Consider the following 12,632-nt stretch of genomic DNA (forward strand, 5'->3'; position numbering starts at 1 on the left):
CTCCCTGACCCTCCCCCACAAGGGGGGAGGGAACGGAGAGAGCGGCACCCCGCCGCTCGGAAAACTGAGGGTCCATCGGAATCACACCGCACCCCCGATCCGCAGCTCCCGCGAATCGATCCCGAGGGGGGCGTGGGTGGCGGCGACGATCAGGCCGCCGCGCGCCAAGTGCTCGCGCATCAATCCGGAAAACATGTCCTGGCCCGCGACATCCAGCGCCGTGGTCGGCTCGTCCAAGAGCCAGACCGGCCGGCGGACGGTCAGCAGGCGGGCCAGCGAGAGCCGGCGGCGTTGGCCTGCGGACAGGAAGGCGGCGGGCAGATCGGCGGCATGGTCGAGCCCGACGGTGGCGAGGCTCTCGCCGGCGTCGAAACGCTCGCCGCCCAAGAAATCGGCCCAGAACGTCAGATTCTCCGCCACGCTCAGGGCTGGCTTCAGGGCGTCGCGATGGCCGAGATAGTGGCATTGCTCCGGCAATGTCAGCTCGGAATCGCCTCCGTCCAGCGCGATCGTGCCGCCCGCCGGAATGAGCAGGCCCGCGATCAGCCGCAGCAGCGAGGTCTTGCCCGATCCGTTGCGGCCGACGACCGCCACGGCTTCGCCGGAGACGGCCCCGAAATCGAGCCCGGCAAACACCTCGCGGCCGCCCCGCACGCATGTGACCCCATGTCCGGAAAGCTGCATCTCGCCTCGTACCGGCCCGCTCAACGTCAGGCCTCAGGAAAACTTGGGGTAGCGTATGGGAATTTTTGGCTCGCGGATTGCCGCGGCACGTTTGTGGCTGTGGCGGCGCGGTTAGAAAGCTTCTATAAGCCCGGAACTACTTGATGCAGCAACTCAACCTGCCCCTGCAAGCGACTCAGCCTGCCTACGCTGACGGTGTTAAAATACCCTGCCGGGTATAACTGACAATTGGGATTTCCTACATGACCTCGCTCGACAGCTTCAAATGCAAAAAGACCCTCAAGGTCGGCGCCAAGACCTATGTCTATTACAGCCTGCCCACGGCCGAGAAGAATGGTCTGAAGGGAATTTCGAAACTCCCCTATTCGATGAAGGTCTTGCTCGAGAACCTGCTCCGCAACGAGGACGGCCGCTCGGTCAAGAAGGAAGACATCGTCGCGGTGTCGAAGTGGCTGCGCAAGAAGTCGCTGGAGCATGAGATCGCCTTCCGCCCGGCGCGCGTGCTGATGCAGGACTTCACCGGCGTCCCCGCCGTGGTCGATCTCGCCGCGATGCGCAACGCGATGCAGAAGCTTGGCGGCGATGCCGAGAAGATCAATCCGCTGGTGCCGGTCGACCTCGTCATCGACCACTCCGTGATCGTGAACTTCTTCGGTGACAACAAGGCGTTCGGCAAGAACGTCACCGAGGAATACAAGCAGAACCAGGAACGCTACGAGTTCCTGAAATGGGGCCAGAAGGCGTTCTCGAACTTCTCCGTCGTGCCGCCCGGCACCGGCATCTGCCACCAGGTCAATCTCGAATATCTCTCCCAGACGGTCTGGACCAAGAAGGAGAAAATGACGGTCGGCAAGAAGACCGGCACCTTCGAGGTCGCCTATCCCGACTCGCTGGTCGGCACCGATTCCCACACCACCATGGTCAACGGTCTCGCCGTGCTCGGCTGGGGCGTCGGCGGCATCGAGGCCGAAGCCTGCATGCTCGGTCAGCCGCTGTCGATGCTGCTGCCCAACGTCGTCGGCTTCAAGCTGAAGGGCGCGATGAAGGAAGGCGTCACCGCGACCGACCTCGTGCTGACGGTCACGCAGATGCTGCGCAAGCTCGGCGTCGTCGGCAAGTTCGTCGAGTTCTTCGGCCCCGGCCTCGACCATCTCTCGGTCGCCGACAAGGCGACCATCGCCAACATGGCGCCCGAATATGGCGCGACCTGCGGCTTCTTCCCGGTCGACGCCGCCGCGCTCGATTATCTCAAGACCTCCGGCCGCGCCTCGGCGCGCGTCGCGCTGGTGCAGGCCTATGCGAAGGCGCAAGGGCTGTTCCGCACCGCCAAGTCGGCCGATCCGGTGTTCACGGAGACGCTGACGCTCGACCTCGGTGACGTCGTGCCGTCGATGGCCGGTCCGAAGCGCCCCGAAGGCCGCATTGCGCTGCCGTCCGTGGCCGAGGGCTTCTCGCTCGCGCTCGCCACCGAATACAAGAAGGCCGAGGAGCCGGCGAAGCGCTTTGCCGTCGAGGGCAAGAAGTTCGACATCGGCCATGGCGACGTCGTGATCGCCGCGATCACCTCCTGCACGAACACCTCGAACCCGAGCGTGCTGATCGGCGCCGGTCTGCTGGCGCGCAACGCCGCCGCGAAGGGCCTCAAGGCAAAGCCGTGGGTGAAGACTTCGCTCGCCCCGGGCAGCCAGGTGGTGGCGGCCTATCTCGCCGATTCCGGTCTCCAGGCCGATCTCGACAAGGTCGGCTTCAACCTGGTCGGTTTCGGCTGCACCACCTGCATCGGCAATTCCGGTCCGCTGCCCGAGGAGATCTCGAAGTCGATCAACGACAACGGCATCGTCGCGGCTGCCGTGCTCTCCGGTAACCGCAACTTCGAAGGCCGCGTCTCGCCGGACGTGCAGGCGAACTATCTGGCCTCGCCGCCGCTCGTGGTCGCCCACGCGCTCGCGGGCACCGTCACCAAGAACCTCGCCATCGAACCGCTCGGTGAAGGCAAGGACGGCAAGCCGGTCTACCTGAAGGACATCTGGCCGACGACGAAGGAGATCAACGCCTTCATGAAGAAGTTCGTGACCGCGGCGATCTTCAAGAAAAAGTATGCCGACGTGTTCAAGGGCGACACCAAATGGCGCAAGATCAAGACGGTCGAGAGCGAGACCTATCGTTGGAACATGAGCTCGACCTATGTGCAGAACCCGCCCTATTTCGAAGGCATGAAGAAGGAGCCGGAGCCGGTCACCGACATCGTCGAGGCCCGCATCCTCGCCATGTTCGGCGACAAGATCACCACCGACCACATCTCGCCGGCCGGTTCGATCAAGCTCACCTCGCCCGCCGGCAAATATCTCAGCGAACACCAGGTACGTCCGGCCGACTTCAACCAGTACGGCACGCGGCGCGGCAACCATGAAGTCATGATGCGCGGCACCTTCGCCAATATCCGCATCAAGAACTTCATGCTCAAGGGCGCGGATGGAAATATCCCTGAGGGCGGTCTGACAAAACACTGGCCAGACGGCGAGCAGATGTCGATCTACGACGCCGCGATGAAGTACCAGCAGGAGCAGGTGCCGCTGGTGGTGTTCGCCGGCGCCGAATACGGCAACGGCTCCTCGCGCGACTGGGCCGCGAAGGGCACGCGTCTGCTCGGCGTGCGCGCCGTGATCTGCCAGAGCTTCGAGCGCATCCACCGCTCCAACCTGGTCGGCATGGGCGTGCTGCCGCTGACGTTCGAGGACGGCACCTCCTGGTCGTCGCTCGGTCTGAAGGGCGACGAGAAGGTCACGCTGCGCGGCCTCGTCGGCGAGCTCAAGCCGCGCCAGAAGCTGACCGCGGAGATCGTCTCCGGCGACGGTTCGCTGCAGCGCGTTTCGCTGCTCTGCCGCATCGATACGCTGGACGAGCTGGAATACTACCGCAACGGCGGCATCTTGCACTACGTGCTGCGCAAGCTCGCGGCGTAAGCGCGGACTTGTGAACGGTGGCTCACTGCGAAGTGAGTAGTAGGTTACACGAAGGCGGCCTATCACAAGGCCGCCTTCACGCGTTTGCGGCAGGCTTCAGATGGGCCCGCCCGGCGGAGAACCCCACGCTTTGGACGGTTACTTTGGCGGACGAAAGTGTGAGGCCCGTACGACTACGGTGACCATCCGGCGGTAAGATTTCCCTCTCACGAGCAATGGTGTACGGCGTTCGACATGACAACAATGACGGCTTCTCATCTGGTTTCACGCTGGTCCGGCGCCCTCTGGTCGGGAGCTCTTGGTCTCTGTGCGATCGTCGCCGTCATCCGTCCTGCCGAGGCTGATCCCCGCGCCGTTGTCGAATTGTTTACCTCGCAGGGCTGCTCCTCCTGCCCGCCGGCCGACAAGATCATCGGCGACCTCGCCCGCGATCCCTCGATCATCGCGCTGAGCATGCCGATCGACTATTGGGACTATCTCGGCTGGAAGGACACATTGGCCGATTCGCGCTTCTCTGCACGGCAGCGTGCCTATTCGCGCATGCGCGGCGACCGCGAAGTCTACACACCGCAGGTCGTGGTCAACGGCTCCACGCATGTCGTCGGCAGCGACCGCACCGGCATCGAAAGCGCGATCGGCAAAACCGACACGGGCACGGGCGTGATGAGCGTGCCGGTGACGATGTCGCTCGCGGGCAAGCAGATCAACGTCTCGGTGGCCGCGAGCAACGAGCCGACCGTGTCCCACGGCGAGGTCTGGATCTGCTCGATTGCGAAATCGGTGCCGATCGCGATCAGCCGCGGCGAAAATCGCGGACAGCAGGTCATCTATCACAACGTGGTGCGCAACCTGCTCAAGGTCGGCGACTGGACCGGTCGTCCGGAAAGCTGGACGGTGCCGATCGAGAACCTCACGCGCGACGGCGTCGACGGTGCCGTGGTCTATGTCCAGGACGGCAGCCGGGAAAAGCCGGGCCCGATGCTGGGCGCGGCATACACGTCCCTGCACTGACGCGCACACTTCGAATCTTCCGACTCAAGCACGCTCTCAATCCTCATGGTGAGGAGGCGCGTCAGCGCCGTCTCGAACCATCCAGGCCCTACTGAGGCAGCTCGGCCTCGATCCTTCGAGACGCCGCTTCGCGGCTCCTCAGGATGAGGGGAGAGAGTTTGTGCGGAGATGGTGAGATATGCGTCGAGGCAGAAACATCCCGACACAGACAAAACCGACCCAAACAAAAAAGGACCAACTCGCGTTGGCCCTCCTTGTCGTGCGAACAGACCCGATCCTGACGGCCCCGGGGGGCTGGGGGCTGAGGAATCCGGAACCGAAAGGACCGGGTCAACGCACACAAGTCTTTTCGCAATGCAGGGCGGCAGTCGCTTGGCGGAAAAGCGGCGACACTATGATTCCTGCTAACGATCCCGTGACGGTTTGCCGCGACAGAGTTCCACCGCTGCGTGTGGGCGGTTTGCTCCGGTCCAGTGTCCTTCCAGGGGCCCCTTGCGGTGGGGAACAGTTGGCGCGATCATGCAACTGTCATGATCCGCGGTTCCGGGGACGGTCTTCGCGGACGCGGTCATGCTGATGCGACAGGAGGCGACCTATGAGTCTGTCGGAGGATGCCGATCCGAGCGAACAGCGCGCGGCGGCGCGCCCCGCCGCTTCGAATGCGCAGCTGAGCCGCGTGACGTTCAACCGGCTCGAGCTGCACCGTATTCTCAATCTCTACGGCCGGATGGTCGCCGATGGCGAGTGGCGCGACTATGCCATCGACTTCCTCAGGGATCGCGCCGTGTTCTCGGTCTTCCGCCGCGCCTCGGAAGTGCCAATTTATCGTATCGAGAAGGATCCGCGCCTCGCGCGCAAGCAGGGCATGTACAGCGTGATCTCGGCGACGGGCTTGATCCTGCGCCGCGGCCACGAGCTGGAGCGCGTGCTCCTGGTGATCGATCGCAAATTGGCGGTGGTGTGAGCAGGGATCCAGTAGCCCGGATGAGCGTAGCGACATCCGGGTCTTTGCTTGCAGCCTTCCCGGGTATCGCTTCGCTCACCCGGGCTACGGGCCTTACTTCCCCGGCACGCTCTTCGCGCCCTCACCAAGGTCCCGCTGCATCATCACCGTGTCCAGCCAGCGGCCGAATTTCAGCCCGACGCTGGGATGCGTGCCGATCATCTTGAAGCCGCCCTTGGTGTGCACGCCGATCGAGCCGGCATTGGCGGAATCGCCGATCACGGCAATCATCTGGCGGAAGCCGCGTGCCTCGCATTCGACGATCAGCCGCTCCAGCAGGAGTGCCCCGATGCCGCGGCGGTGGAAGGACGGATCGAGATAGATCGAGTTCTCGACCGTGAAGCGGTAGGCCGGGCGCGGCCGGTAGGCCCCGGCATAGGCGTAGCCGGCGACGCGCCCGTCGAGGACAGCGACGAAATAGGGATAGCCGCCGTCGATCAGCGTACGGTAGCGGCGCGTCATCTCGGCGAGGTCGGGCGGCTCCAGCTCGAACGTCGCGGTGCCCTCGCGGACGGCCTGCTGGTAGATGGCGGTGATGGCGGGGAGGTCGGCCTCAGTGGTGGGCCTGATATCGGGTGCGGACATGGGGCAAGATTAGAGCCTTCCTGGAACGGCTGGAAGAGGCGAACGGCCTCCCCACGTCGTCATTGCGAGGGAAGCAGCCTCCATCTTCTGCGCTGTCATGCCCCGCGTAGGCGGGGCATCCAGTACTCCGAGACAGCACGGCTAGGATCGAGGCGCTGCGGCGTACTGGATCGCCCGCCCCAGTGCGCAATTGCGCACAAGGCGGGCGATGACGACGTCCGGCCCACCCAAACAAAAACCCCGGCCTTTCGGCCGGGGTTCGTGTCCGTCCTCTCGCCTCAGCGCTTAGTCGCGCTGGCCGAGGAGCTGCAGGAGCAGCGTGAACAGGTTGATGAAGTTCAGGTACAGCGACAGCGCGCCGGTGATGGCCGCACGCTCTGCGATGTCACCGCCGGCCGAGGCGTAGCCGTAGATGTAGTCGTTCTTCAGCCGCTGGGTATCCCAGGCGGTGAGGCCCGCGAACACCAGCACGCCGACAACCGACACCACGAACTGCAGCACCGAGCTCGCCAGGAACAGGTTTACCAGGCTCGCGATCACGATGCCGATCAGGCCCATGAACAGGAACGAACCCATTCCGCTCATGTCACGCTTGGTGGTGTAGCCGTAGAGGCTGAGCGCGCCGAAGGTCGCCGCGGTGATGAAGAACACCCGCACGATCGAGGTGTGCGTGAACACCAGGAAGATCGAGGACAGCGAGACGCCCATCAGCGCCGCGAACACCCAGAACAGGATCTGGGCGGTCGAGGGAGCGAGACGGTTGATGCCCGCCGAGATCACGAACACCATGGCGAGCGGCGCGAGCATGAACAGCCACTTCAGCGGGCTGACGAACATCGCGTAGCCGAACGGCGTCAGGAACAGCTTGCCGACGCGGACGGCTTCCGGGGTCGGAACATCCGTCACGGCGGCCATGTAGACGCCGAGCGCGGCCAAGCCGGTGATGGCGAGGCCAATGCTCATGTAGTTGTAGATGCGCAGCATGTAGGCGCGCAGGCCGGCATCGACCGTCGCGGCGTCAACACGCCCGGCGGCCCTGCCGAAAGGAGAAGCGTAATTGCGGTCTAGGTCCGACATGGTCGAATTCCCGTTGGTTGGTCCGGTCCGGCATGAGGGTCGCCATGCCGCCGGTTCGTCAAACTCTATCTCGGATACCGATGTCTGCCGACTAAATTTTGGCTAACAATCGGGGCTCCGAACCCACTCGATATGTGGGAAACTAACACATCCGCTGCAACCGTCCACGCGCGGCTGAATGTCGCCCTTCCCTGCAATCCAGACGAGCGGACGTGGTTAATCGCCGGAATCGTGCGATTTCGCTCCCGTGCCGCCGCCCGCTACCATTTGTCACAAATTCCGCAACACCGTGGCGGGCTTTTTGTTCAACGCCAGCAGCGTGCCGGCGAGCCCGAGGCCGACCGTGACGACCAAGGCAGCCGCGACCACGCCGGCGGCGCTGCCGCCCTGCCAGACGAAAGTGAGGGTCATCAGCCGGGTCACGATCATCCAGGCCGCGACGCTGCCGGCGAAAACGCCGAACACCGCCGTAGCGAGGCCAATCAGGAGGTATTCGAGGGCATAGGCGCCGAGCAGCCGCAGCCGGGTCGCGCCCAGGGTCTTGAGGATTACAGCATCGTAGACCCGGTGGCGATGGCCGGCGGCGAGCGCGCCGCCCAACACCAGGATCGCCGAGATCAGGGTCACCGCGCTGGCGCCGCGGATCGCCAGCGCCAGGTTGGTCACGACCGAGCCGACCGTCTCCATCACCTCGCGCACGCGCACGCTCGTCACCATCGGATAGGCGTCAGCCACCTCCCTGATGATCTTGCCGTCGCCGGCCGCATCGCCGCCGGCTTCCGTCAGCGTCGCGATGTGGGTGTGCGGCGCGCCCTTGAACGCGTTCGGCGAAAACACGAGGACGAAATTGATGCCGAGGCCCTGCCAGTCGATGCTGCGCAGATTGCTGATCTTCGCGGGGATGTCGCGGCCGAGGATATTGACCACGACCTCGTCGCCGAGCTTGAGGCCGAGTCCGTCCGCGATCTTCTTCTCCATCGAAACCAGCGGCGGGCCGGAATAATCGGCGCTCCACCACTCGCCCTCGACCACCTTGGAGCCCTTCGGCAGCTCGGCGGTATAGGTCAGGCCACGGTCGCTCTGCAGCACCCACTCGGAATCGGCGCTGGGCTTGAGCTCCTCGGCGCGGACGCCGCGGGCTCCGACGATGCGCCCGCGCAGCATCGGCACGTCATCGACCTTCGCGCCAGGGGCGAGCTGGCGCAGATATGAGTCGAACTGCTCGGCCTGCGTGCTCGGAATGTCGATGAAGAAGAACGATGGCGCGTGCTCGGGGAGTGCCGCCAGGAACTGCCGGCGCAGATTGCCGTCGATCTGGGTGATGGTGACGAGCACGGCGAGGCCGAGCCCGAGCGACAGCACGACGGAGGGCGTCAGCGCGCCCGGCCGGTGGATGTTGGCAATCGCAAGCCGCAGCATCGGCCACCGCGTGCGCGGCAGCCGCCGTGCGATCGTCATCAGCAGAGCGGCAATGCCGCGCAGCAGCGCGAACACGACCACGGAGGAGGCCACGAACACCGCGGCGATGCGCTTGTCGAAGGATAGCCCGATCACGACCGCGATGAGCAGCGCGATCACGACGGCCATGAAGACGAGATAGCTCCAGCGCGGCCGGTGCCATTCGGAGCTGATGGTGTCGCGGAACAGCGCGGCCACCGGCACGTCGTGCACCCGCCCGAGTGGCCACAGGCCGAATGCAAGCGCCGTAAGCAGCCCGTAGACGAACGACAGCGCGAGTTCGTCGGCATGCACCGCCGGCACCACCGGCAGCGGCAGCAGCTTGCCGAACAGGCCGACGATTGCGAAGGGCATGGCGGCGCCGAGCGCGAGGCCGATCACCGAGCCGATCGCGGCGAGCAGGAGAACCTGGGCGAGATAGATGCCGAACACGTCGCGCCCGGTGGCCCCGACGGCCTTGAAGGCCGCGATCACCTCGAGCTTGTGGTCGATATGGGCCTTGACGGCATTGGCGACGCCGACGCCGCCGACCAGCAGCGCGGCGAGGCCGACCAGCGTCAGGAACTGCGTGAAGCGGTTGATGTTGCGCTCGAGCTGCGGCGAGGCGTTGGAGCGGCTGCGGACCTCCCAGCCGGCCTGCGGCGCAGCGTTGCGCGAATCCGCGATGAAGGCTTCGGTGGCGCGCTCGCCGTTGGCGATCTCCGGCAGCTTCACACGGTAGACCCAGCGCACCAGGCTGCCGGGCTGGACCAGCCCCGTGGCGCGCAGGCCCGCTTCGCTGATCAGGAAGCGCGGGCCGAAGCCGATGCCGCCGGCGAGCTTGTCGGGCTCGGCTTCGACGGCGCTGCGGATCTGGAACGTCGCAGCCCCGACGGTGACGCGATCGCCGGTCTTGAGCGACAGCCGCGCCAGCAGCGTCGGATCGGCGGCCGCGCCGAACGCGCCGTCGTGCTCTGCGAGCAGGTCGGACATCGGCAGCGGCGGCGCCAGCGTCAGCTGTCCCAGCATCGGATAGGTGTCGTCGACGGCCTTCATCTCGACCAGCGCCAGCTTGCCCTCAGCCGAGCGCGCCATGCCGCGCAGTGTGGCGGCGCTCGAGACGGTGCCGCGCGAACGCAGGAAGGCGACTTCCTCCGGCTTCGCCTCGCGCTGAAACAAGACGAAGGACACGTCGCCGCCGAGCAGCGTACGGCCCTCGCGGGCGAGGCCGTCGCTCAGGCTCGCCGAGACCGAGCCGACGCCGGCGATCGCCATCACGCCGAGCGCGATGCAGGCAATGAAGACGTAGAAGCCGCGCAGGCCGCCGCGCAATTCGCGCAGCGCGTAGCGCAGCGACAGCGCAACGCCATTGGGCTTCGCAAACGGTTCGGCAGCGATGCTCATGCCGGCGCCGACTGCGTGTCGATGCGCCCGGAGCGCAGGCGGATCACGCGATCGCAGCGATGCGCCAGCGAGGAATCGTGCGTGACCAGCACCAGCGTCATGCCGCGCTCGGCATGCTTGCTGAACAGCAGGTCGACGATCTGTTGTCCCGTGGCTTCGTCGAGATTGCCGGTCGGCTCGTCGGCAACGAGGATCGCGGGATCGGGTGCCAGCGCGCGGGCCAGCGCGACGCGCTGCTGCTCGCCGCCGGAAAGCTGCGTCGGATAATGATGCAGACGGTCGCCGAGCCCGACCGATTGCAGCTCCTGCGCCGCGCGCTTTGTGGCGTCGGGATTGCCCGCAAGCTCGAGCGGCACCGCGACGTTCTCCAGCGCGGTCATGGTCGGGATCAAATGGAAGGACTGGAAGACGATGCCGACCTGGCGGCCGCGGAAGCGGGCCAGCGCGTCCTCGTCGAGGGCATTGAAAGGCGTGCCGCTGACCACCACCTCTCCGCTATCAGGACGCTCCAGCCCCGCCATCACCATCAGCAGCGTGGATTTGCCCGAACCTGACGGGCCGATCAGGCCGATCGTCTCGCTCCGGCCGACGCGCAGGCTGATATCCTTGAGAATGTGAACGCGTGCCGCGCCCGTACCCAATGACAGATTGACGTTGGAGATGGCGATGGTGTCCGCCGAACTGTCGGCGAGCGACGAGGAAGAGATGCGAGTATCCATGGTCCGGTCATATGGCAACTCCGCACGCGCGGTCGAGAGGCGTTACGGATTGTTCATGCACATAGCCGTGTTGATGTTCGCTTTGATGACGGTCGCAAATCCGGCATGGACTCCGGCATGGGCCGAGGCTGCGAAGCCGATCAAGCTGGTGGTTCTCGGCGATTCCTTGAGCGCCGGCCTTGGCCTCCCGGCCCAGGAGGCGTTCCCTACAAAACTCCAAAAAGCCTTGCAAAACAAAGGCATAGAGGTTGACATGACCAATGCCGGGGTATCCGGCGACACCTCCTCCGGGGGCCGTGACCGGCTCGAATGGTCGGTCCCCGACGGAACCGACGGTGTGATCATCGAGCTCGGCGCCAACGATGCGCTGCGCGGCATCGATCCCGATTTGACGCGCACCGCGCTCACCGAGATCGTCCAGCGCCTCAAGGCGCGCAAGATCGCGGTGATGCTGTGCGGTATGCTGGCGCCGCCGAATTACGGCGCGGATTATGCCGCGCGCTTCAATTCGATTTATCCGGATCTGGCGAAAAAATTCGGCGTGCCGCTCTATCCGTTTTTTCTCGACGGTGTCGCGGCCGATGCCAAGCTCAACCAGGCCGACGGCATTCATCCGACCGCGGCCGGCGTCGACATCATCGTCAGGAATATCTTGCCCACGGTTGAGGCATTCATTGGCACGATAGCTGAGCAGCGGCGTTGAAAAGCAGGCAACGCTAACCGTAATTCCCAGGGTTTTACCGGGGTGAGGCGCGCGATGCTTCGCAGAGTCACACAACTGCGATAGGAATTGAGGTACCGGTGATTCGTCGCCGGCTCTAAAATTTGGATATGATCTTGCCCTGGGATCATGCCCAAGCATCGGGAGTGCGAAACGATGCCGCGTTTGTTCACTGGTCTGGAAATTCCGGCCGAGATTGGTCAGTCGCTTTCCAATTTGCGGGGCGGCCTTCCCGGCGCCCGCTGGATCGATCCCGAAAATTATCACGTCACCCTGCGCTTCATCGGCAATATCGATGGCATGTCCGCCAACGAAATCGCCTCGATGCTGTTTCGCGTCGACCGCAAGCCGTTCGAGGTGAAGGTGCAGGGTTTGCAGAGTTTCGGCGGACGCAAGCCGCGCGCGGTGGTCGCCACCATCGTGCCGAGCAAGCCGCTGATGGAATTGCAGGCCGAGCTCGAGCGCCTGATGCAGCGGATCGGCCTCGACCCTGAAGGCCGCAAGTTCATCCCGCATGTCACGCTGGCCCGGCTGCACGACGCCACCGACCGTGACGTCGCCGATTATCTTTCGCTGCGCGGCTATTTTCCCAGCAAGGCGTTCACGGCCGAACGTTTCGTGCTGTTCTCGTCCCGCGCATCGACGGGCGGCGGCCCGTATGTGGTCGAGGACGCTTATGAGTTGTGTGAGTGAGTCTGGCTCGCAGAAGATGGAGCGACGCCGACCCATATGGCGCGTAGATGCCTAGCATCGACTGAAGTCAGAATGGCAATCCGTGTTCGTCGTATCCAACTATTTCGTCGGGCATCCGGTCGGCTAATACAGGCAGCTCGCTCCAGCGTCGACGGATTGCGGCCATATCCTCCAAAAGAGCAGTTTTGCAGTACTGATTGTCGATGCGCCTGAGGCGCTCTTCGATAGCTCGCGTCGTAGCAAGGGCAACCGTCTCGCCAGTGAGTTGCGCCAGACGCCTCGCGAGACGTTCGACCTCGGAGTCCTCGATACTAAGGGCCATGCCAGGAACCTCA

11 protein-coding genes are annotated in these 12,632 nt (G+C 64.7%); 5 read left to right on the forward strand and 6 right to left on the reverse strand.

Going from position 1 to position 12,632, the window contains the following annotated elements:
- Window positions 1–81: 81 nt before the first annotated feature.
- Window positions 82–684 carry a heme ABC exporter ATP-binding protein CcmA gene (gene ccmA, locus AC0L30_RS29575; protein ID WP_473405821.1) on the reverse strand — a complete coding sequence of 201 codons (603 nt, stop codon included), beginning with the start codon at window positions 682–684 and terminating at the stop codon, window positions 82–84.
- Between the two features lie 242 nt (window positions 685–926).
- Between ccmA and acnA the strand changes: the two genes are divergently transcribed.
- The 3 genes from acnA to AC0L30_RS29590 all read left to right on the forward strand — a co-directional run bounded on the left by acnA (window position 927) and on the right by AC0L30_RS29590 (window position 5,622).
- A complete protein-coding gene (acnA, locus tag AC0L30_RS29580) occupies window positions 927–3,647 on the forward strand; it encodes an aconitate hydratase AcnA (RefSeq protein WP_473405822.1) in 2,721 nt (906 codons plus the stop codon).
- Window positions 3,648–3,881: 234 nt separating this feature from the next.
- A complete protein-coding gene (locus AC0L30_RS29585; protein ID WP_007598850.1) occupies window positions 3,882–4,658 on the forward strand; it encodes a DUF1223 domain-containing protein in 777 nt (258 codons plus the stop codon).
- A 595-nt stretch (window positions 4,659–5,253) separates the two neighbouring features.
- On the forward strand, window positions 5,254–5,622 hold the full coding sequence (locus tag AC0L30_RS29590; RefSeq protein WP_007598853.1) for a DUF2794 domain-containing protein: 369 nt from the start codon (window positions 5,254–5,256) through the stop codon (window positions 5,620–5,622).
- 93 nt (window positions 5,623–5,715) lie between these two features.
- On the opposite strand, the gene AC0L30_RS29595 is transcribed toward AC0L30_RS29590, so the two are convergent.
- From AC0L30_RS29595 to AC0L30_RS29610, 4 genes are all read right to left on the reverse strand, one after another.
- The gene (locus AC0L30_RS29595) at window positions 5,716–6,246 is read right to left on the reverse strand and encodes a GNAT family N-acetyltransferase (protein ID WP_473405823.1); all 531 of its coding nucleotides are present in this window, start codon (window positions 6,244–6,246) and stop codon (window positions 5,716–5,718) included.
- 285 nt (window positions 6,247–6,531) lie between these two features.
- On the reverse strand, window positions 6,532–7,323 hold the full coding sequence (locus AC0L30_RS29600; RefSeq protein ID WP_007598855.1) for a Bax inhibitor-1/YccA family protein: 792 nt from the start codon (window positions 7,321–7,323) through the stop codon (window positions 6,532–6,534).
- 270 nt (window positions 7,324–7,593) lie between these two features.
- On the reverse strand, window positions 7,594–10,164 hold the full coding sequence (locus tag AC0L30_RS29605; RefSeq protein ID WP_473405824.1) for an ABC transporter permease: 2,571 nt from the start codon (window positions 10,162–10,164) through the stop codon (window positions 7,594–7,596).
- Window positions 10,161–10,883 carry an ABC transporter ATP-binding protein gene (locus AC0L30_RS29610; RefSeq protein ID WP_007598857.1) on the reverse strand — a complete coding sequence of 241 codons (723 nt, stop codon included), beginning with the start codon at window positions 10,881–10,883 and terminating at the stop codon, window positions 10,161–10,163. The genes AC0L30_RS29605 and AC0L30_RS29610 overlap by 4 nt, the downstream gene beginning before the upstream one ends.
- Before the next feature lie 55 nt (window positions 10,884–10,938).
- Between AC0L30_RS29610 and AC0L30_RS29615 the strand changes: the two genes are divergently transcribed.
- Entirely contained in the window at window positions 10,939–11,586 is a 648-nt protein-coding gene (locus AC0L30_RS29615) for an arylesterase (protein ID WP_473405845.1), read from the forward strand.
- Between the two features lie 174 nt (window positions 11,587–11,760).
- A complete protein-coding gene (gene thpR, locus AC0L30_RS29620) occupies window positions 11,761–12,297 on the forward strand; it encodes an RNA 2',3'-cyclic phosphodiesterase (RefSeq protein WP_007598862.1) in 537 nt (178 codons plus the stop codon).
- Between the two features lie 67 nt (window positions 12,298–12,364).
- On the opposite strand, the gene AC0L30_RS29625 is transcribed toward thpR, so the two are convergent.
- Entirely contained in the window at window positions 12,365–12,619 is a 255-nt protein-coding gene (locus AC0L30_RS29625) for a type II toxin-antitoxin system VapB family antitoxin (protein WP_354201509.1), read from the reverse strand.
- Window positions 12,620–12,632: the final 13 nt, after the last annotated feature.

This window comes from Bradyrhizobium sp. MI1.11, assembly GCF_055811255.1.